Raw genomic sequence first — 20,891 nt, 5'->3', positions numbered from 1 at the left:
TAGGAAAATTTAAGAAAAACAGGCAGATTGCTGGAATCCGCTTGTCTGAGGGCCTGCCATCGTTCAAGAAAGAGCTTGACGTACGCCGGAAATTGGTAATACCAGATCAGGACAATAAAGCGGAATAAATGTGAGGGCTGCGAGCCATTTTCGGCTGGGCGAGGAGGCTCAAAACCGGAACGCTGCCATCACGGGAGGAACTACCAGGGTCGGCCTCGCCGCCGGCTCGCATGATACGGTAGAATGCGCACAAGGGAGGAAATCATTATGCGCAAGACAATGACCAGCATGCTTGCTGGTATCGGCTTAGTGCTCGCCTGCGGAACGTCCGTCTACGCGCAGGATAAGGAACTCACCATATTCTGGGCTGAATGGGATCCGGCGAACTATTTGCAGGAACTCGTCAATCTTTACGAAGCCGAGAGCGGCGTGAAGGTCACGGTCGAAACCACGCCTTGGTCCGACTTCCAGACCAAGGCATTCACCGAGTTCAACGCCAAGGGCAGCGCCTACGACATGGTCGTCGGCGACTCGCAGTGGATCGGCGCCGCATCCGAGGCGGGCCACTATGTCGACCTCACCGACTTCTTCAACAAGCACAATCTGAAGGAGGTGATGGCGCCGGCGACGGTCAAGTACTACGCCGAATATCCGTCCAACTCCGGCAAATATTGGTCGATCCCGGCCGAGGGCGACGCGGTCGGCTGGTCCTATCGCAAGGACTGGTTCGAAGACCCGAAGGAGATGGAAGCCTTCAAGGCAAAGTATGGCTACGATCTCGGCGTGCCGAAGGACTGGAAGCAGCTGCGCGACATCGCCGAATTCTTCCACCGTCCCGACGAGAAGCGCTACGGCGTCGCCATCTACACCGACAACTCGTATGACGCTCTGGTGATGGGCGTCGAGAACGCCATCTTCTCCTTCGGCGGCGAACTTGGCGACTATGCCAATTACAAGGTCGACGGGATCATCAACTCCGAGCAGAACGTCAAAGCGCTCGAGGCCTATAAGGAGCTCTATTCCTTCACTCCTCCTGGCTGGGCCAAGAGCTTCTTCATCGAGGACAACCAGGCGATCACCGAGAACCTGGCGGCGATGAGCATGAACTACTTCGCCTTCTTCCCGGCGCTCATCAACGAAGCCTCGAACCCGAATGCCAAGGCCACCGGCTTCTTTGCCAACCCTCCAGGGCCGAACGGCGACCAGTTCGCCGCGCTCGGCGGCCAAGGTATCTCCGTCATTTCCTATTCCGAGAACCAGGAAGAGGCGATGAAGTTCCTGGAATGGTTCATCAAGGAAGATACGCAGAAGAAATGGGCAGACCTTGGCGGGTACACGGCAAGTGCCAAGGTGCTCGAGTCGCCTGAATTCCAAAACGCCACACCTTACAACAAGGCCTTTTACGAAACCATGTTCAAGGTGAAGGACTTCTGGGCGACGCCGGAATATGCCGAGCTGCTCATCCAGATGAACCAGCGCGTCTATCCGTACATCACCGGCAATCAGGGCACGGCCAAGGAAGTGCTCGATTCGCTGGCCGCGGACTGGAACGCGACGTTCAAGAAATACAACCGCCTGAAGTAAACGGCACTAACGCTCGGAGGGGGCGGTAGCCCGCCCCTTCCGTTTTCTTTTCCGGACAAGGAAGGAACGGGCCTTGGCCACTGCAGTCATGACCACTCTGGATCCCAATTCGCGCTCCGCCGCTCGCGGTATGAGCGATCTCACGATCCGCAATCTCTTCATCATTCCGACGATCGTTTTCCTGATCGTCTTCAACATCTTTCCGCTGATCTATTCGCTCGGCTATTCGTTCACCGACTTTCGCGCGTCGAGCCCGGCGGCGGCCAATTTCGTCGGACTGCAGAATTACCGCGAGTTGCTCAACGACCCGTTCATCTGGTCGAATTTTGCCATCACCGCCAAATATGTCATCGTCTCCGTAGTCGGCCAGGTCATCGTCGGCTTCGGCGTGGCGTTGCTGCTCAACCGCGATATCCCGTTGAAGGGCCTGCTGACGACCCTGCTGCTGTTGCCAATGATGTTGTCGATGGCTGTAGTCGGCCTGTTCTGGAAACTGCTCTACGATCCGTCCTTCGGCATCATCAACTATACGCTCGGCCTCGGCACCTTCGAGTGGCTGTCCAACCCCGACATGGCGCTCTACGCGGTTGCCATCACCGACATCTGGATGTGGTCGCCTTTCGTCATGCTGCTGTCACTCGCCGGCCTGTCGGCAGTGCCGAAGCACCTCTACGAGGCGGCGGCGATCGACCGCGCCGGCTCGTTCTATACCTTCTTTCGCATTACGCTGCCCTTGGTCGCGCCGATCCTGATGATCGCGATCATCTTTCGCACCATGGAGGCGTTCAAGACCTTCGATCTCGCCTACATCCTGACCAGCCAGCCAACCACTGAGGTGATCTCGATCCGGCTCTACAAGATGGCGTTCCAGGAATGGCAGACCGGGCGCTCCTGCGCGCTCGCCTACATCGTGCTGATCATGATCCTGGCGATCACCAACATCTACGTCAAATACCTGAACAAGGTGAAGGAGCGCTAGAATGGCCGCTGTCACCACCTCTACCGAGCGTTCGCTCAACAAGCTGGCCATCGTCGGTGTGCTGATCATCACAATGATCTTCCTGGCGCCGATCTATTGGATAGCCTCGACGGCATTCAAGCCGCGCAACCTCGCCACCACCATTCCACCGACGGTGATGTTCCAGCCTGAGATATCACCCTTCGTAAAGCTCTTCACCAAGCGGTCGCAGTTGCGCACTGCGCCGACGCCGGAACAATACGCCGCCGCCCCGTGGTGGGAGCGGCTGGTGTTCGACGGCGGCGAGAAGGTGGTGCGCTCGGGCAGGGGCGAGGTGCAGTGGTCGGGTTATCCGAGCCGCTTCATGAACTCGCTGATCGTCGCCATCACCTCGACCGTCCTGGCCGTCGGCATGGGCACCTTCACCGCTTACGGGTTCTCGCGCTTCAAGATAAAAGGGGAACAGGACCTGCTCTTCTTCATCCTGTCGACGCGCATGCTGCCGCCGGTGGTGGTGGCGATTCCGATGTTCCTGATGTATCGGGTCGTCGGCCTCAACGACACGCATTGGGGCCTGATCATCCTCTACACCGCCTTCAACCTCAGCTTCTCTGTATGGCTGATGAAGGGGTTCATGGACGAGATTCCGAAGGAGTACGAGGAGGCGGCGCTGGTCGACGGCTATACGCGCATGGAGGCCTTCTTCAAGATCGTGCTGCCCGAGGCGGCCACCGGCATCGCCGCGACCGCCGTGTTCTGCTTCATCACGGCGTGGAACGAATATGCCTTCGCGCTGATCATGACCAACCGCCGCGCCCAGACGGCACCGCCCTTCATCCCCAGCCAGGTCGGTTCCGGCCTGCCGGACTGGACGGTGATTGCCGCCGGAACCTTCCTGTTCCTGCTGCCTGTCGCGATTTTCACCTTCCTGCTCCGCAACCACCTCTTGCGCGGCATGTCCTTCGGAGCGATCCGCAAATGATCCGCCATGCTACAATCCAGCGCACGGCCGAGATCGTGATGGTGTGCGGCATCATCGCGCTCTGCCAGCCGTGGAATCTCTTTCTGCACCGCTACGGGCTGACGATCATCATCGTCGGGCTGCTGACGTTCATGATCACCGGCTGGGTCGGTCCAAGACAGAAGCCGCAGGCGACCGGCACCCCGGAAAAAGAAGGTCACGCATGACCCAGATCGAGCTTCGTGGCGTCCAGAAATTCTTTGGCGCCGTTCAGGTCATCAAGGACCTCAATCTCAAGATCGACGACAACGAGTTCATCGTGCTGCTCGGACAGTCGGGCTGCGGCAAGACGACGACGCTTCGCGCCATCGCCGGGCTGGAGACGATCGACGGCGGCGATGTTCTCATCGACGGCAAGCCGGTCCAGCATCTCAAGGCTGCCGACCGCGACATCGCCATGGTGTTCCAATCGTTCTCCCTCTATCCGCATATGAGCGTCTACGAGAACATCGCTTTTCCGTTGCGCGCCATGCGCAAGAGCAAGGCGGAGATCGACGGCGAGGTGCGCTCGGTCGCCAAAGTGCTGCAGATCACCGACCTGCTCGGCAAGAAGCCGTCGGCGCTGTCGGGTGGCGACATGCAGCGCGTGGCGATTGGCCGGGCGCTGGTGCGGCGGCCGAAAGCGATGCTGATGGACGAGCCGATCGGTGCGCTCGACGCCAAGCTGCGCGAGGAGATGCGCGCGGAGATCAAGCGGTTGCACATCAAGCAGGGCTCGACCACCATCTACGTCACCCACGACCAGATCGAGGCGATGAGCCTAGCCGACCGAATCGTCATCATGCATGAGGGCGTTCTGCAACAGGTAGGCAGCCCATCGGAAGTGTATACGCACCCGGCCAATTTGTTCGTCGCGCAATTCGTCGGCTCGCCTGTGATGAACGTCGCCAACGCGGCGGTGACGATGAACGGCTCCGGCGCCAGGGTCACCGTCGACGGGGCCGCGGAAGGCTTCCTTTTCCCGGCCGAACTGCTCGGCCAGCTCGGCGCCGCGAACGTCGGGCAGGACCGCCTTGCGCTCGGCATCCGCCCCGAAGGAGTGATGGTCTCGCGCGAGGCGGCGGACGGTTATCTGCCGGTCGAGGCGCACATCATCGAACCGCTTGGCTCCTACGACATTGTCGACCTCAAGGTTGGGGCACAGATGTTGCGCGCCCGCACCCGTTCCGGTTTCGTCGGCAAGCCCGGCGTCCAGGTCTTCGCCAAGCTCGACCCGGCGCAGGCGCACTTCTTCGACACGACAAGCGGCAATTCGCTGGGGGTGAGACTCTGATGGCTCATATCCAGCTCAAGAACATCTCGAAGTCATTCGGCAACCACACCGCATTGACCGGGCTCAATCTCGACATCGCCGACGGCGAGTTCTTCGTGCTGCTCGGCGAGACCGGCGCCGGCAAGACGACGACGCTGCGTATGATCGCCGGCCTGGAAAAGCCGGACGAGGGGCAGATATTCATCGACGGCGCTGATGTCGCTGACTGGGGTGCGGCCGAGCGCGACGTGGCGCTGGTTCTGCAGCAATATTCGCTTTATCCGCGCTACACGGTGCGCGAAAACCTCGAATTCCCACTGAAGCCAAAAATCCGCCGCATCGAGCCCGACGAGATCAAGACGCGCGTCGACCGCGTTGCCAAGACCTTGCGCATCGAGCATCTGCTTGACCGCAAGACGGATCGCCTCTCCGGCGGCGAGATGCAGCGCGTCTCGATTGGTCGCGCCATCGTCAGGAAGCCCCGCGTATTCCTGATGGATGAGCCCCTTTCGGCGCTCGATGCCAAGCTGCGCGAGGCGCTGCGCACCGAGTTGAAGAACATCCAAATGAACCTTGGTCAGACCTTCCTGTTCGTGACGCACGACCAGATCGAGGCGATGTCGATGGGCGACAAGGTCGGCGTGCTCAACCATGGCCGCATCGTCCAGACCGGCACGCCGTATGAGATCTACAACAATCCGCGCGACACCTATGTGGCGAGCTTCGTCGGCTCGCCGCCGATGAACCTCATGGACGGCAAGCTCGTCAACGGCCGCGCGGTGATGGCACCGTTGAATTTCGAACTGCCTTTTACGGGGGGGGCCAAGACGAGCGGTGCGACCGACGGTCGCCCGCGCGTCTTCGGTATTCGTCCTGAGGATGTCTATCTCGAGAGCGGGGCGCCGGTGGAAGCGCGCGTCCACGATGTCGAGAACCATGGCGTCGAAAAGATCCTGACGCTGCGGGTCGGAGATGCCATGCTGCGGGCCACGGTGCCGGCCAGAACCGATGTCGAGATCGAGCAGCCGGTGCGCTTTGCCTGGGATCCGGACAAGGTGGTGCTGTTCGACAAGGCTAGCGGAATAAGCCTCCGTCACAGCTAGAGCGGTTCATCGTTTCACGGAAACGCCGAACCGCTCTATCTCTTTGTTTTTGCGCAGTTCCAGGGAAAGCGCTAAGCGCTTTTCCCGGGAAAACCGCTTCACACTTTTCCTGGAATTGCTCTAAAGCACGTCTGTTGGGCGGGGAGATGCTAAGCGGCTTGAAGCCCCTGGCCAGGCTTAGCCGGCTTGACGGGGCTCAGCCTGTTCCTCGGCCCGGAAATGGCTGGGAGCCGATCCGATGACGCGCTTGAACGCCCGACTGAAGGACGCATCGGATTCATAACCCAGGCGCGCGGCGACGACGGAAATCTTCAACCGGTCGCGGACCAGCCATTGTCGTGCCTGGTGCATCCTCACCTGGGTGACATATCTGGCCGGAGTTTCGCCGACGATCGTCGCGAAGCGTTCCGCGAAACCCGATCGCGAGGCGCCCATCATCCTGGCGAGCGTTTCCACGGTCCAATCGCGGTCCGGTTCGAGGTGGATCGCGGCCAGCACGCGTCCAATCTCCCGATCTCTCACCGCCGCGATCCATCCGGACGAGTCGCCGCAGCCGCGCTCGACCCATGACCGGATGACGGTGGCGGCGAGCACGTCGGCAAGCCGTGCCAGAATGCCGCCGGAGCCGACACGCTCCATCGTCACTTCGCGCGCCATGGCCTCCAATAAATGCGGGATGCCGGGTTCATAGGCTTCCAACTCGTGCGTGCGCATCACGTCCGGCATCATGCCGAGCAATGGGTGCAAACCGTCGAGATTGAAATACATGCTGCCGAAAAACAGCAACGTCCCCGGCCGGCGACCTTCATTGGACATGCAGTAAACGTCCTTGCAGACCTCGGCGACCTTGTAGCCCTGGATCGGCGAAGCCTCGATACCCGGCTCGCTCGCCAGGACGTGTGCTGCACCGCGCGGCAGAAGCACCGCGTCGCCCGCCTTGAGCTCCACCCATTCGCCGGAGGGCTGCAGCAGCCAGCATCCCTTGCGGCCGATGAAATGAAACCGCGCCGCTGTCTGGGCCGGAAACTGGAGGCCCCAGGGCTCCTGCATTTCACAGCGGCCGTATTCGACGCCGTCGAGCCGTAACCCGCGCAATATGTCTGTCAGCGGATCGCCGGTGATCGGAACTTTGGACGAATAGTCAAGCATGATGGTGTTTCTAGCATGGAAACTCCAGGCGGTCACTCCCTATGTTGCATTGCAGCCAAATGCTGCGCTGCAACCAGATCGGAGATTCCATCATGACCGAACCCGCGACAAGCGTCATGGACGCCGTTCTTGATCCCGCGGAAACCGACGAACGAGCCGAGCCGGCGTGGGGGGCGGTCGTATCCCTTGCGCTTGGTGTGTTTGGGCTGGTGACCGCAGAATTCCTGCCTGCCAGTCTGCTGACGCCGCTGGCGCAGGATCTCGGTGTGACCGAAGGCACTGCCGGCCAAGCTGTGACAGCGCCGGCCGTTGTCGGCGCGATAGCCGCTCCGACCATGGCCATCGTCACCAAACGGCTGGACCGCCGGCTGGTCATGTGGGGACTGACGGTGCTCCTGATCCTGTCGAACCTCCTGGCGGCGTTTGCCTCGTCGCTTCCCGTTCTTCTGATCGCTCGCATCATGCTCGGGGTCAGCCTCGGCGGCTTCTGGTCGATGTCGGCGGCCATGGCGATGCGGCTTGTTCCGATGCGGCTGATGCCGCGCGCCATGTCGATCATTCTCACCGGCGTTTCGGTGGCGACCGTCTGCGCCGCCCCGGTTGGTGCTTATGTCGGCGACATCTGGGGATGGCGAACGGCCTTCATGATCGCGGCTGTTGTCGGCGCCCTGGCGCTGCTCGTGCAGATCGCCACCCTTCCGAAGCTGCCGCCGGCGGGCGTGGCAAGTGTTCGGACCTTGCTGGAGGTGATGAAGCGGCCGATGATCAGGGTTGCGCTTCTGGTGGTCCTGCTGGTCGCCTCGGGACACTTTGCCGGCTTCACCTATGTCCGGCCGTTTCTCGAGAAGGTGCCCGCGCTGGACATCGAGACGATCTCGCTGGTGCTGCTCGCCTACGGCATCGGCGGCTTCTTCGGCAATTTTGCCGGCGGATTCATGGCCGAGCGCAGCCTCAAGACCGCCGTCGGTCTGGCGCCTCTGCTGATTGCGGTGGCGGCGCTCTTGCTGCTGACCATCGGCGCCTCGCCCGTGGTGGCGGCGATAGCGGTAGCCGCCTGGGGCTTTGCCTTCGGCGCGGTGCCGGTCGGGCTGCAAACCTGGCTGGTGCGAGCCGCTCCCGATCAGGCTGAAAGCGCCGGCGGACTGATGGTCGCCACCTTCCAGGTGGCCATCGCGCTGGGCGCCGTTTTCGGCGGCCTGCTGGTCGACAATGCCGGCGTTGCCAGTGCTTTCGCCTATTGCGGGATCGCGACCTTGCTGGCGGCCTTGGCGGCGTTCCTGCTCGGCCCGAGGAGCGCAACCTAAGCCATCCGTAGGTGCGTCCCACGTGGGAGGCCTCCAAGAAATGGCCCGAAAATCGGTTATTGTTTTCGGGCCGTGGCGATTGCGGCGACGAAAAGGCCCAGACTGTCTTCGACGTAGGATGCAACTTCGACTTTCGGGTCGAAACTCCACCAAAGCAGCGAACCTTGCCAGTGCGATGCCATCAGCAGGCCGATGTCCAACGGCGTGTCGACGACAGAGGCAAAGCAAGAGTCGAGGATGTTGCACAGGGATGCCTTCCACGACGCCCCCCGCGCGCGAAGCACCGGATCGCGCAGATCTTCGCGCAGGACGAGCAGGCCCTCGGCATAGGATTCGATGCCGCCATAGTCGCGTGACAGCGCCACCAGCAATTCGATCGCGCCAGCAGGGGTCCTCGGTGTCGCTTCTGCGAGCGTTGTCGTCTTCGCGTCCAGCCTGTCCCATGCCTGCAGCAAGGTTCTTTGCCTGAGCGTGGCCTTGTTCTTGAAACGCTGCACCAGGGTCGAGCCGGAGAGCCCGCAAGTTTTGGACAGCCGTTCAAATGTGAGGCTCTCCGGGCCATGCCTGTGGATCAGCCGGTGCGCCGCTTCCAGCACGTCCTCGTCGGATTGCGTTTTTTGCCGAGGCATCTTGACATCCATTTATAACCGAATGATCATTTATATATCTTAACTTTGAAGAAGGCCAGCATTGGTTGGTCAAAGCATTGGTTGGTCAGAGTCTGGGGAGGTTCAATGACGCTTGAGGGAAAGGTCGCTTTGGTCGCTGGCGCCACGCGCGGTGCGGGGAGAGGCATTGCTGTCGAACTGGGTGCCGCGGGCGCGACGGTCTACGTCACCGGGCGGACGACACGCGCGCATCAGACCGAATACGCCCGCCCGGAAACCATCGAGGAAACGGCGGAGCTTGTTTCAGCGCAAGGCGGCCATGGCATCGCTGTGCAAGTCGACCATCTGGTTGCCGAAGACGTGCGCAAGCTGGTCGACCGGATACGTGCCGAGCAGGGCCGCCTCGATGTGCTGGTCAACGACATTTGGGGCGGCGAGAAACTGTTCGAATGGAACAAGCCGGTCTGGGAACATGATCTCACGAATGGTTTGCGCATGTTGCGGCTGGGCATTGACGCGCATCTGATCACCGCGCATTACGCGCTGCCGCTTCTGATCGAGCGCCCGGGCGGCCTGCTGGTCGAAGTCACCGACGGCACCGCGGAGTATAATGCCGAGCATTATCGGCTCTCGCCGTTCTATGACCTCGCCAAAGTGTCGGTGACCCGTATGGCCTGGGCCCATGCCAAGGACCTCGCCCCGCACGGCGCCACCTCGATTTCGCTGACACCCGGCTGGCTGCGTTCGGAAATGATGTTGGAAGCTTTCGGGGTGACCGAGGACAGCTGGCGTGATGCGACAGCAAAAGTGCCGCATTTCGTCATTTCCGAGACCCCGCGCTTTATCGGGCGCGCAGTGGCGGCGCTTGCGGCGGACCCGGACCGTTCGCGCTGGAACGGACAGTCGCTGTCGAGTGGCGGGCTGGCGCAGGTCTACGGCTTTACCGATCTCGACGGCTCGCGGCCTGACGCGTGGCGCTACGTTCCCGAGGTTCAGGACGCCGGCAAACCAGCCGATGTGACTGGCTATCGCTAGAGCCATCGACGTCAGTGGGCTGGGCTGTTCGGGCGACAATAAAAAAGTAGACTGTGCCATGCAATCAGCCCGCGACCGCCTCGAAGCCGTCCTTTCGCGTCTCGCCGTCCGCGCCGACAATGAAAGCGTGTTCGTAAAACTCTATCCGGAAGCCGCACGAGCAGCAGCCGACGCCGCCGATGCCAGGCGCAGAGCCGGCGTGACGCTCGGGCCGCTCGACGGAACAATTCTGTCGATCGAGGACCTGTTCGATGTCGCCGGCGAGCCGACCACGGCCGGTTCATTGTTGCTCAGCATCGCGGCGCCGGCGCTGCGGGATGCCGTCATCGTGCGGCGGCTGCGGCAAGCGGGCGCGGTGATCTTCGGCAAGACCAACATGACCGAATTCGCCTTCACCGCAATCGGCGTCAACCCGCATTATGGCACGCCCGGCAATGCGACCGACGCCGGCCGGATCGCGGGTGGTTCATCCTCCGGCGCCGGTGTTTCCGTTGCCGAAGGCACGAGCGAGATCTCGATCGGTTCCGACACCGGCGGCTCGGTGCGTATTCCGGCGGCGCTGAACGGTGTCGTCGGCTTCAAGCCGACGGCGCGGCGGGTACCGCGCGATGGCGTCTTCCCGCTGTCCGACACGCTCGACTCTATCGGCCCGCTTGCGCGCACCGTCGCCGAATGTGCGGCAGCCGATGCGGTGATGGCGGGCGAGCAGCCTGTGGCTCTGGTTCCGCTTCCGTTTGCCGGACTGCGCATCGGCGTTCCCCACGGCGTGCTCTTCGAGGATACCGAAGAAGAGGTCGCGGCGGCGTTCGAGCGATGTGCTCGCAAGCTGGAACTCGCCGGTGCACGGCTCGCTGATCTGTCCATCGATGACCTCCTTGCCGATTTGCGCGCGGCAACCAGTCGGGCCTCGATCGCGGCAATGGAGGGCGCCGCGGTCCATGCAGATTGGCTGGCGACAGGTCCGACGACGCCGGTCGATCCGCGGGTGAGCGAGCCGTTGTCGCGCGCCGCCGCCGTTCCGGCCACGGCCTATATAAGGGCAATCCGCCGCCGCAGGGCGCTTGTCGCCGCCATGGACGAGCGGCTGGCGTCCGTCGATGTGCTGGCCCTGCCGACCACGCCGGTCACCGCGCCGACCATCGTGTCGATGACCAGCGACGAAGCTCTGTGTGAGCGCACGGAAGGCCTTCTGCTGCGCAACACGCAGGTCGCCAACCAGTTCGACCTCTGCGCGATCTCGCTGCCGATGCCGGGAATGGCGCGCCCGGTCGGGCTGATGCTGGTGGCGCGCAACGGCGACGACCACCGTCTGCTGCGCATCGCGGCGGAAGTCGAGGCACTGCTTGGCCGCTGAAGATGTGAACGTTATTGCGACGAACAGTGGCCGCGTTCCTTGTCCGTGGACGCGCGTTCGATACCGGTCGCGACCAGCCATCGCAGAGTGTATTGCTTGCCGTTGAGGGTCTGGGTTCGGTTCTCGATGGAGCCAACAACGACGACCTTGCCGGCGTAGAGCTTGTCCGCAAGATCGAGCGCCTTGTCCTGCTGCGGCAATTCCTCGATGTCGATCGACACGCCCTTGATGACCTTGCCCGTGGCAAGATCGAGCGCGCTGTTCGACGGACAGGGCGCCATCACGCACCGCAGGCCGTTGCGCAATAGACATAACTGCTCTCGGCCGCAGCGACCGAGTGCAGGACGCAGATCGAAACGATCGCAACGAGCAGCGGCGTGCGGCGAAAAACGAGCATGGGGTGCAGCGTCGTGCAGAAATTGGGCGATACGGCGACGGCGTTACGCGTCGGCCGGGAACCGCCGCCGGTAGTGCTCGACCACTTCGGGATTGCGCAGGTTGACCGGCAATTTGTTGGCCAGCACCAGCAGGGTTTCATCAGCCGAACCGACGCCCATGCGCATCATCGACTGCTCGGTGATGCCGGCCATATGCGGCGTGACAATGACATTGTCGAAGCCGAAATAGGGGTGATTGGGCGGTAGCGGCTGCGTCGCAAAGACATCGAGCGCGGCACCGCCGATACGGTCATTCTGCAGCGCTTCGATCAGCGCGTCGTCGTCAATCACCGGCCCGCGCGAAATATTGATCAGCAGCGCATGGGGCTTCATTCGGCCGATGCGCCCGCGGTTGATCAGGCCGCGCGTCTCCGCTGTCAGCGGACAGCACAGAACGATGATGTCGCTCTGCTCGACCAGTGCGTCGATCGACAGGAAGCCGACCCTGTCCGGCGCCGGCCTCATGCTGCGCGTCGTCGCCACCACGTTCAGGTCGAAACCATGCGCCGCGATATGGCCGACTGCCTGTCCAATGGCGCCGAAGCCGACAATGCCGATCGTCTTGCCGGCGAGCTCGCTGGCGAGAATGGTGTGGTCGCGGCCGGCCAGCCAGCCCTTCGCCCGCAAGTCGCGGTCCACCATGCGGAAGCGCCGCAGCAGTGCCAGGGCCGCGAACATCACGTATTCGGCGACCGACCGCGCATTAACCGCCGGCACGTTTGCCACCAGCACGCCGGCTGCAGTGGCCGCTTCCATCGGGACCATGTCGAGCCCGGCGCCGTGGCGGATCGCGGCCCGGAGCTTCGTCGCCCCTTCGAAAAGCGCTGATGGCAGTGGCGCGCGAACGATGATGATATCGGCGTCCCTCGCTTCAGTCGCCAACGTGTCCGCATCGAGGGCGGAGGCGACGACGAGTTCGCCGGCACCAGTCAGCATGGCGGAGGCGCGCGGGTGCAGCGTGTGTGTCGTCAAGAGTTTAGGCATATCAGACCTGTTCGAGCGCTGGGCTGTGAGGTTCTGCCCCGCCGCCCTCGATTAGGCCTTTCCAGTAGCTTTCCGCGCCTTGCAGATGGGCGCTCATCAGCGCCTGGGCGAGGTTGCCGTCGCGGCGCAGCAGCGCCTCGTAGATCTGGATGTGCTCGGCATGCGAGCGCACGCTGCGTTCGGGATCGTTGAAATAGATCGGCAGGCGTTGCTCGCCCATCATGTAATAGACGCTGCATATGTTGTGAAAAACGCTGTTCTTGGTTGCGCGCACGATCTCAAGGTGAAATTCGCGATCCTCCTTGGCGAGACCCTCGCCCGCCGCAATGCGCTCTTCCGAAGCCTTCAGGATTTCGCGCAGCCGCTCGAAATTTTCCTCGGTGGCACGTGAACAGGCAAGCTCGGCGGCCTTGATCTCATGGATCTTGCGCAACTCGACCGTCTCATAGATCTGGATCGGATCGAGCGGCAGGCCGGCCCTGGCAAAAAGCGCCATCGCCTCGACGCTGGCCTGCTTGGTGTCGATGTAGATGCCGGATTTTGCCCTGCGCTCGACGATGCGCATGGCTTCGAGGATGGCCAGCGCCTCGCGGATCTGGCCGCGGCTGACGGCGAAATGCTCCGCCAGTTCACGCTCAGACGGCGTTCGGCCCGTCGCCTTATCGGAGTGGGAGAACAGATAGGCGGCGAGTTCCGCGAGAAGGTTCTTTTCTTTCATGATCAGCCGCGTAGCGCGTGCGCCTCCAGGAACCGTTCCGAAAGGGTGAATCCCAGTCCGGGCTTCTCGGGGATCGCTATCATACCGTCCTTTGCTTCGACAGTCTCCTCGATCAGATCGTGGATCATCGGGTTGGCGCCAAGCGAATATTCGACGGTAAAGCTAGCCGGCGAAGCAGCGCAGACATGCAGCCCGGCGAAGAAGCAGGGGGCGCCGGCCCACAAATGCGGCGCGAAGCGCAGATTGAAGGCGCTGGCGATGGTGCCGATCTTCATCGCTTCGCTGATGCCGCCGCAGAAGGCGGGGTCAGGCTGGAAGATATCGGCGGCCTTGAGCGTGGCGAGGTCGCGGAAAGCATAGCGCGTCGCCTCGCTTTCGCCGGTGGCGATCGGGATGGAGCCGGACGCCCGCACTTCGGCCATCCCAGGCTTATCGTCGGCGATGACCGGCTCCTCGAACCAGGCCAGATCGAGATCGCCAGCGAGATGGATGAAGCGTTTGGCTTCCGCCACCGTATAGGTGCCATGGGCATCGACCATCAGGTCGACTTCAGGGCCGAGCGCCTGTCTGGCGGCGCGCACGCGGGCGGCGGAAACGTGCGGAGCGCCGTCCATCGCGCCGATCCGCATCTTAAGTGCCTTGAAGCCGCCCTTGGCGATATAGGATTTCAACTGGTCGCCGATCGCCTCGGTGGAGGCCCAGCCGCCGGAAGCATAGGCGGGCATGCGGTCGAGCTTGCGGCCGCCGAGCAGCCGCCAGACTGGAACCCCCTGCGACTTGCCCAGAATATCCCACAACGCGATGTCGACGGCGCTGATCGCAGCGACGCTGATGCCGCGCCGCGCCAGTTGCGGCATGGCGTGGCCGTTTTGCGCGGCACTGTCGTGGCGCACGCCATTGTAGAGCATCTCCCAGATCACCCCGATGTCGGCCGGATCGCAGCCGATCAGCTGCGGGCCGACCTCGTGGTTCAGCATGTGGACGAGCGCGCCATAGCTGCCGGTGCTGCCGGCAGCATTCTTGCCTTCGCCCCAGCCGACCAGCCCGTCGTCGGTCTCGATGCGCAGGATGGCGGCGTCAAACGTCGTCACCTGACCGAAGTCGCTGCGATGCTGCTTCGCTGCGTCGATCGGTATGCGGACCCACCAGGCTTGGACCGTCTTGATGCGCATGTTCTTCCCCGGCCCTGCCGCCGGTCAGGGCGGAAGGCTCATTCCCAAACGGATCGACTACTTGATCAGCGGCAGCAGCGTTTCGGCGTTGATGCGCATTTGATCGGTGTAGAACTTTTCCGTCAGCACGCTGGAACCATGGTCCTGAATGAACTTGAGCTGCTCCGGCGAGATGTCGACCGGATTGCGTTCGACCATGTCGGGATAGGGAGCGGCCGGCGTGCGGTCGACAGGGGCGACGAACTCGTTGGTCAGCGCGCCGTCGTAACCGACTTCCTTCAGCGTGCCGACGATCTTCGGCCAGTCGATCTGTCCGAGGCCGGCGGCGAAGCGGTTGTTGTCGGCGACGTGGAAATCAAACAGGCGCTTTCCGACCTGCCGGATGGCGTCATAGACGTTAAATTCTTCCATGTGGATGTGGTAGGCGTCGAGGCAGACACCGCATTCAGGGCTGACCGCATCGGCCAGCGCCAGCGCCTGGGCGCCGCGGTTGAACAGATAGGTCTCGAAGCGGTTGAGCGGCTCGACCGCAATCTTGACGCCCACTTTCTTGGCATGGGTGAAGCATTCCCTCGTGGCGTCAACCACCCATTTCCATTCTTCTTCTTCGGTGCCGTCCGGCACCACCTTGCCGACGGTGGCGGGAACGAGCGTGATGATCTCACCGTTGAGCTCGCTGACCATGGTCAGCACGTCCTTGACATATTGCACCGAACGTTCGCGCTGGCCCTGGTCCTTGGCGGCGAGATTGCGTTCGCCCAGCATCAACGTCACCGCCCCCCAGCAGCGGATGCCGTGCTCCGTCAGGAGCGCGCGCGTCTCGTTGGTCTTGTATTGCGCGGGCTCGCCGGAAATTTCGATCGACTCATAGCCGAATTTCTTGATGCGCTTGAGCGTCGTCTCCAACGGTTCAGCCCGCATCCAGTTGTGCGTCGAAAGATGCATGGTCTGTCCTTCCCAGAATTCGCCTGTAACAGATCGCCTGCAACGCACTCCACCAGATTGCGTTGCATGATTCCTCCCCAAGGTGCTCCAGCATTTGTCGTAAACTGGTTCTACCAATTGGGCGTGAAAAGAGGTCTACAGCAATTTCATCTGAACGGCAAGAAATCCTGCAAGGCAGCCCCGGATCATGATTATTTCCTTGATTAAACTGGCGTATTTGCCCGCTATCCGGGGATTTTCGCAGCGCTGGTTGCGAGCGGCGCCGCTTGACCAAATGACCATATTTGGTAATACCAGAATGACGGCGCCTTCTAGCGCCTGTCGAGAAAAGACCAAAGAGGCTGGCCCTGCTTTCAATCGGCGCTATGCTTGGTCGTGGACAATGAGGGAGGATGCCGATGCCGTCGACAATGAAGGGTCCTGGGCTGTTTCTGGCGCAGTTCGCGGGCGATGCCGCACCGTTCAATTCGCTGCCTTCGATCACCAAATGGGCGGCCGGGCTGGGCTACAAGGGCGTGCAGATCCCGACCTGGGACAGCCGGCTGTTCGACCTCGAGAAAGCGGCGTCTTCCCAGGCCTATTGCGACGAGGTGAAGGGCATCTGCAGCGATGCCGGCGTCGAGATTGCCGAGCTGTCGACGCACCTGCAGGGGCAGTTGGTGGCGGTGCATCCGGCTTATGACGCGCAGTTCGACGGCTTCGCGCCGCCTGCGGTACACAACAACCCGAAGGCCAGGCAGCAATGGGCGGTCGAACAGATGAAGTTCGGTGCCAAGGCTTCGAAGAATCTCGGGCTCAAGGCGTCGGTGTCGTTTTGCGGAGCGTTGGCCTTCCCCTACCTTTATCCTTGGCCGCAACGGCCGGCGGGATTGATCGAGGAAGCATTTTCTGAACTGGGAAAACGCTGGAAGCCGATCCTCGACGTCTATGAGGACAATGGCGTCGACATCGGTTACGAAATCCATCCAGGCGAGGACGTGTTCGACGGCGCGACCTTCGAGATGTTCCTCGACGCGGTGGGCGGCCACAAGCGCTGCAACATCAATTACGACCCGTCGCATTTCCTGCTGCAGCAACTCGATTATCTCGAATTCATCGACATCTATCACGAGCGGATCAAGGCGTTCCACGCCAAGGATGCCGAGTTCAATCCGACCGGCCGGCAAGGCGTCTATTCCGGTTATCAGAGCTGGACAAACCGGGCCGGGCGTTTCCGCTCGCTCGGCGACGGACAGGTGGATTTCGGCGGCATCTTTTCCAAACTCGCCCAATATGACTACGATTCATGGGCCGTGCTGGAATGGGAGTGCTGCCTGAAGCATCCGGAGGACGGCGCGGCCGAAGGCGCTCCCTTCATTCAGCATCACATCATCAGGGTGACGGAAAAGGCATTCGACGATTTCGCCGGCGGCGCGACCGATAAAAAGGTGCTGCGCGCCATGATGGGAATCTAGCGCCGCTATCCCTCCCCCTCGAGGGGAGGGTGGCCCGAAGGGCCGGGTGGGGTCGGTTCATGCCGAGCTCCACGCCCGGCGACCCCACCCCGACGCTACGCGTCGACCCTCCCCGCAAGGGGGGAGGGTAAGAAACAACGAGGGAGAAAATCATGGTCGGCGCATCGAAGTCGGAAACGGGAGGCGGCCCGATCCGCTACGGCATGGTCGGCGGCGGGCAAGGCGCCTTCATCGGTGCCGTGCACCGGATCGCGGCGCGCATGGACAATGAGTTCGTGCTGGTCGCCGGTGCCCTGTCATCCGACCCGGCGCGTGCCAAGGCATCGGCCGAGGAGCTCGGGCTCGATCCGGCGCGCAGCTACGGCTCCTTCGCCGAGATGGCCAAGGCCGAGGCGAAGCGGCCGGACGGCATCGAGGCGGTGGCCATCGTCACGCCCAACAATGTGCATGTGCCGGCGGCGAAGGCGTTTCTCGAAGCCGGCATCCACGTCATCTGCGACAAGCCGCTGGCGACGACGTTGGCGGAAGCGAAGAAGCTGGCGGCACTGGTCGAAAAGACCGGCAAGGTGTTTGTCCTCACCCACAACTACACCGCCTATCCGATGGTGCGGCAGGCGCGCGAGATGGTGGCCAAGGGGCAACTCGGCGACATTCGCATCGTGCAGTCGGAATATCCGCAGGACTGGCTGACCGAGGACCTCGCCGCTACCGGCCAGAAGCAGGCGGCGTGGCGCTCCGACCCCAAGCAGGCTGGTGCCGGCGGTGCGCTGGGCGACATCGGCACGCATGCCTACAATCTCGCACGCTTCGTCTGCGGGCTGGAGCTCGATTCGCTTTCCGCAGATCTCGACGCCTTCGTGCCGGGGCGGCAACTCGATGACAATATCAACGTCATGCTGCGCTTCAAGCCGGTCGGCAAGTCGCATCCGGCCAAGGGCATGATCTGGGCGAGCCAGGTGGCGCCCGGCCACGAGAACGGGCTGAAGCTGCGCATATACGGCTCGAAAGGCGGGCTCGAATGGGGGCAGGCCGACCCGAACTATCTCTGGTACACGCCGTTCGGCCAGCCGAAGCAGTTGATCACCCGTAATGGCGCCGGCGCGCTGCCCGTCGCCGGGCGCGTCAGTCGCGTTCCGTCAGGCCATCCGGAAGGCTATCTCGAAGGCTTCGCCAACATCTATCAGGAGGCGGCCCGCGCCATCCGCGCAGCGCGCCGCAAAGGCGGCAAGCCGGCTAAGGATGTCATCTTCCCTACCATCCAGGACGGTGTTGAAGGCATGGCCTTCATTGAAGCCTGCGTGAAGTCGTCGAAGAAGAATGGGGCGTGGACGAAGCTCTAAAGAATAACAACCGGAACTCAGGGGGGAGGGGGCGTCGATGAAAATCGGCATGTGCATGTTTTTGTGGACGACGGCCGTGTCGAAGAAACACGAGCCATTGCTCCGGGATATCAAGGCGACCGGTTTCGATGGCGTCGAGATACCGGTCTTTTCAGGCACCCCGGACGATTACAAAAAGCTCGGCGCGCTGCTTGATCGCATCGGGCTGGAGCGCACCGCCGTTTCAGCGATGGGCGATCCGGCGATGAACTTGATCTCGGCCGATGGCTCAACGCGCAAGGCCGGCATCGACTATATGAAATGGGCGATCGACTGCTCGGCTGCGCTCGGCGCAAAAACGTTGAGCGGCCCGCTGCATTCGACGCTCGGCGCCTTTTCCGGCAGCGGGCCGACGGCGGCGGAGAAGAAGCGCTCGGTCGCCTCGCAGCGGGCCATCGGCGACTATGCCGGCAAGAAGAACGTCACCATCGGGTTGGAGGCGCTCAACCGCTTCGAATGCTATCTGCTCAACACGATGGACGATCTGTCGGAGCATATCGACGCGATCGACCGGCCGCACATCAAGGCGATGTACGACACCTTCCACGCCAATATAGAGGAAGCCGACCCAATCGGCGCCTACACGCGCAACCGCAGGAACGTCGTCCATATCCATATTTCGGAGAATGATCGCGGCGTGCCTGGGCGCGGCCACATTCCGTGGCAAGAGACGTTTTCGGCGATCCGCAAGAGCGGCTATGACGATTGGCTGACGATCGAGGCCTTCGGCCGCTCGCTGAAGGATTTGGCGGCGGCAACCAAGGTCTGGCGCGACTTTTCGGAAAGTCCGGAAGCCGTCTACCGCGACGGCTACAAGCACATCAAGAGCGGCTGGAAGAGGGCTGGCGCTTAGCACGCAGCCGAGTTTCCTGTCAGGCGATCTGAGCCGCCGGCGGCAAGCCAGTTGGTGCGCGCCCGCGCCGCTCATCGTTGCCGTCTGCGACTATCCCCATCAGTTTGCGGCGGAGAAAACTGGAAATGTTGTCGAAGACAAAAACCACAAGCAGGATCAGCAGAACCATATAGAAAACATTGGCCCAATTGGTGTTGGTGCGCATCGCCTCCCACAATTTCAGGCCGATGCCGCCGGCGCCGACAGCGCCTATGATCGTCGCTGACCGCGTGTTCGATTCCCAGAAATAGAGGGATTGGCTAAGGAATACCGGCAGAACCTGGGGCAGCACGCCATAGCGCTGCACCATTGCCGGCGTGGCGCCAACCGAGCGGATGCCCTCGCGCTGCTTGTCGTCGATGTTTTCCAGCGCCTCGGAATAGAGTTTGCCCAAGGTTCCGGTGTCGGTGAAGAAGATCGCCGACATGCCGGCCAGCGGTCCCGGACCGAAGCCGCGCGTGAAGAACAGCGCCCAGATCAGCATGTCGACCGAGCGCAGGAAATCGAAGAAGCGCTTTGTTAGCTGGTTGGCTATCCGGCTCGGCGTGACGTTGCGCGCAGCCAGGAAGGCGAGCGGAAAGGCGACGATCGAGGCCAGCACCGTGCCGACAAAAGCCATGACGATGGTTTGCAAGAGTTTCAGCCACACGTCGCCATGCTGCCACTCGGCGTTGTTGAGGACGTTGTCCCAGGCGAGCGCTGCGTTTGACCGCGACGGGTCGATGCGTGCCCCGGAAACGATCAGTGAAGCGACTTCGCCGAACGGCTTTCCCCAGAATGGCGAATTCGTGTCGAACACGAAATTGGCCCAACCGAAGAAACGTCGCCAGGCAACCACTTCGTCATCTTGCACCTCGGCGCGGCCGAGAAAGCCGAACGAGACGTAGGCTGTCGAGCCTGGCCTGCGTTGCTCGATCCAGTCGGGCAGCGGCGTGCGCGGCGTGACAGAACTGTCCCTGGCAATATCGAAGATGACGCTTTCGGTGCCGCGCGTCACGGCGACGAGGTTTGGCGTGATGGCGATCCGGCATTGCCAAGGGTGACGGTCGCCGCTACGACGGCGTTTTCGCGCACCGTTTCAGGCGCAGCCGGGGCGGATTGGTCCGACGGGGCGGCCGGCTTCTCGGCGGTTGGCGCCCCAGGCGCCATGAACGAATCCTGCGACGACTTGTTGGTCGCGATCGCCGGTGCTGGCGCTGCGTCGACCCGCCGCTCGATCACCGCCACCTGCTTGGTCACCCAGTCGGGATCTGGATTGGACCCCAGATTGGAAAAGCGGGAGTAGTCGATCGTCAGATAATTGTCCTTGAACTCGATGTCGGGCCGGATTTCGTAGGACACCCAGTCGGCGAGATCAGCGCCGGCAAGGTTCCAGTTCGCCTTTTCGAGAACGGTGCCGATCGAGAAGACCATGAACAGTAAAAGGTGTAGAGAATGCAAAGAAGGATGCCGATCGGGGCGGCATAGCGCTTCCATAGGGATCGCCGGAACGCATCCGGATGGCGAGTGGCGATGTCGTTGATGGCGTCGGCGTTCATCGCA

19 protein-coding genes and 1 pseudogene are annotated in these 20,891 nt (G+C 62.2%); 12 read left to right on the top strand and 8 right to left on the bottom strand.

The window, feature by feature from the left end:
• The first annotated feature begins 267 nt into the window (after positions 1–267).
• The 6 genes from NKH36_RS20150 to NKH36_RS20125 all read left to right on the top strand — a co-directional run bounded on the left by NKH36_RS20150 (position 268) and on the right by NKH36_RS20125 (position 5,918).
• Positions 268–1,584, top strand: a complete 1,317-nt coding sequence (locus NKH36_RS20150) for an ABC transporter substrate-binding protein (RefSeq protein WP_352964079.1) — start codon at positions 268–270, stop codon at positions 1,582–1,584.
• 73 nt (positions 1,585–1,657) lie between these two features.
• Positions 1,658–2,563 carry a carbohydrate ABC transporter permease gene (locus NKH36_RS20145; protein WP_352964076.1) on the top strand — a complete coding sequence of 302 codons (906 nt, stop codon included), beginning with the start codon at positions 1,658–1,660 and terminating at the stop codon, positions 2,561–2,563.
• Between the two features lies 1 nt (position 2,564).
• The gene (locus NKH36_RS20140) at positions 2,565–3,524 is read left to right on the top strand and encodes a carbohydrate ABC transporter permease (protein ID WP_352964073.1); all 960 of its coding nucleotides are present in this window, start codon (positions 2,565–2,567) and stop codon (positions 3,522–3,524) included.
• Positions 3,521–3,730, top strand: coding sequence for a hypothetical protein (locus NKH36_RS20135; RefSeq protein ID WP_128284699.1), 210 nt, complete (start codon positions 3,521–3,523; stop codon positions 3,728–3,730). Before NKH36_RS20140 ends, NKH36_RS20135 begins: the two co-directional genes overlap by 4 nt.
• The gene (locus NKH36_RS20130) at positions 3,727–4,836 is read left to right on the top strand and encodes an ABC transporter ATP-binding protein (RefSeq protein ID WP_352964070.1); all 1,110 of its coding nucleotides are present in this window, start codon (positions 3,727–3,729) and stop codon (positions 4,834–4,836) included. Before NKH36_RS20135 ends, NKH36_RS20130 begins: the two co-directional genes overlap by 4 nt.
• Positions 4,836–5,918 carry an ABC transporter ATP-binding protein gene (locus NKH36_RS20125; RefSeq protein ID WP_352964067.1) on the top strand — a complete coding sequence of 361 codons (1,083 nt, stop codon included), beginning with the start codon at positions 4,836–4,838 and terminating at the stop codon, positions 5,916–5,918. Before NKH36_RS20130 ends, NKH36_RS20125 begins: the two co-directional genes overlap by 1 nt.
• Positions 5,919–6,095: 177 nt before the next feature.
• Here NKH36_RS20125 and NKH36_RS20120 read toward each other — a convergent pair whose 3' ends face one another.
• Complete coding sequence (locus NKH36_RS20120) at positions 6,096–7,067, bottom strand: AraC family transcriptional regulator (protein WP_352964064.1); 972 nt, start codon at positions 7,065–7,067, stop codon at positions 6,096–6,098.
• A 92-nt stretch (positions 7,068–7,159) separates the two neighbouring features.
• Here NKH36_RS20120 and NKH36_RS20115 point away from each other — a divergent pair, with 92 nt between their 5' ends.
• Positions 7,160–8,371: an MFS transporter gene (locus NKH36_RS20115; protein WP_352964062.1), complete on the top strand. Its 1,212-nt coding sequence runs from the start codon at positions 7,160–7,162 to the stop codon at positions 8,369–8,371.
• Between the two features lie 56 nt (positions 8,372–8,427).
• Here the strand turns inward: NKH36_RS20115 and NKH36_RS20110 are convergent, their stop codons facing one another.
• A complete protein-coding gene (locus NKH36_RS20110) occupies positions 8,428–9,000 on the bottom strand; it encodes a TetR/AcrR family transcriptional regulator (protein ID WP_352964060.1) in 573 nt (190 codons plus the stop codon).
• A gap of 105 nt (positions 9,001–9,105) precedes the next feature.
• Between NKH36_RS20110 and NKH36_RS20105 the strand changes: the two genes are divergently transcribed.
• Positions 9,106–10,014 (top strand): SDR family oxidoreductase, encoded by a 909-nt coding sequence (locus NKH36_RS20105; protein ID WP_352964059.1) that lies wholly within the window; start codon positions 9,106–9,108, stop codon positions 10,012–10,014.
• Positions 10,015–10,072: 58 nt separating this feature from the next.
• The gene (locus NKH36_RS20100) at positions 10,073–11,368 is read left to right on the top strand and encodes an amidase (RefSeq protein WP_352964056.1); all 1,296 of its coding nucleotides are present in this window, start codon (positions 10,073–10,075) and stop codon (positions 11,366–11,368) included.
• A gap of 11 nt (positions 11,369–11,379) precedes the next feature.
• On the opposite strand, the gene NKH36_RS20095 is transcribed toward NKH36_RS20100, so the two are convergent.
• From NKH36_RS20095 to NKH36_RS20075, 5 genes are all read right to left on the bottom strand, one after another.
• Positions 11,380–11,649: a hypothetical protein gene (locus NKH36_RS20095; RefSeq protein WP_352964053.1), complete on the bottom strand. Its 270-nt coding sequence runs from the start codon at positions 11,647–11,649 to the stop codon at positions 11,380–11,382.
• A gap of 159 nt (positions 11,650–11,808) precedes the next feature.
• Entirely contained in the window at positions 11,809–12,789 is a 981-nt protein-coding gene (locus tag NKH36_RS20090) for a hydroxyacid dehydrogenase (RefSeq protein ID WP_352964050.1), read from the bottom strand.
• A gap of 1 nt (position 12,790) precedes the next feature.
• Positions 12,791–13,507 carry a FadR/GntR family transcriptional regulator gene (locus NKH36_RS20085; RefSeq protein ID WP_287100123.1) on the bottom strand — a complete coding sequence of 239 codons (717 nt, stop codon included), beginning with the start codon at positions 13,505–13,507 and terminating at the stop codon, positions 12,791–12,793.
• A gap of 2 nt (positions 13,508–13,509) precedes the next feature.
• Positions 13,510–14,679: a mandelate racemase/muconate lactonizing enzyme family protein gene (locus NKH36_RS20080; protein WP_352964047.1), complete on the bottom strand. Its 1,170-nt coding sequence runs from the start codon at positions 14,677–14,679 to the stop codon at positions 13,510–13,512.
• 57 nt (positions 14,680–14,736) lie between these two features.
• Positions 14,737–15,624 (bottom strand): sugar phosphate isomerase/epimerase family protein, encoded by an 888-nt coding sequence (locus NKH36_RS20075; RefSeq protein WP_352964044.1) that lies wholly within the window; start codon positions 15,622–15,624, stop codon positions 14,737–14,739.
• A gap of 398 nt (positions 15,625–16,022) precedes the next feature.
• On the opposite strand from NKH36_RS20075, the gene NKH36_RS20070 reads away from it, so the two are divergent.
• The 3 genes from NKH36_RS20070 (at position 16,023) to NKH36_RS20060 (ending at position 19,310) form a co-directional block, all read left to right on the top strand.
• Complete coding sequence (locus NKH36_RS20070) at positions 16,023–17,078, top strand: sugar phosphate isomerase/epimerase family protein (protein WP_352964041.1); 1,056 nt, start codon at positions 16,023–16,025, stop codon at positions 17,076–17,078.
• Between the two features lie 152 nt (positions 17,079–17,230).
• Complete coding sequence (locus NKH36_RS20065) at positions 17,231–18,418, top strand: Gfo/Idh/MocA family protein (RefSeq protein WP_352964038.1); 1,188 nt, start codon at positions 17,231–17,233, stop codon at positions 18,416–18,418.
• A gap of 37 nt (positions 18,419–18,455) precedes the next feature.
• Positions 18,456–19,310, top strand: a complete 855-nt coding sequence (locus NKH36_RS20060) for a sugar phosphate isomerase/epimerase family protein (RefSeq protein ID WP_352964035.1) — start codon at positions 18,456–18,458, stop codon at positions 19,308–19,310.
• A gap of 19 nt (positions 19,311–19,329) precedes the next feature.
• Here NKH36_RS20060 and phnE read toward each other — a convergent pair.
• A pseudogene (gene phnE / locus NKH36_RS20055) lies at positions 19,330–20,887 on the bottom strand (phosphonate ABC transporter, permease protein PhnE).
• Between the last annotated feature and the right edge of the window lie 4 nt (positions 20,888–20,891).

This window comes from Mesorhizobium sp. M1312 (assembly GCF_040318115.1).
GTDB lineage: Bacteria > Pseudomonadota > Alphaproteobacteria > Rhizobiales > Rhizobiaceae > Mesorhizobium.
This window is presented reverse-complemented; position numbering and strand designations above follow the sequence as displayed.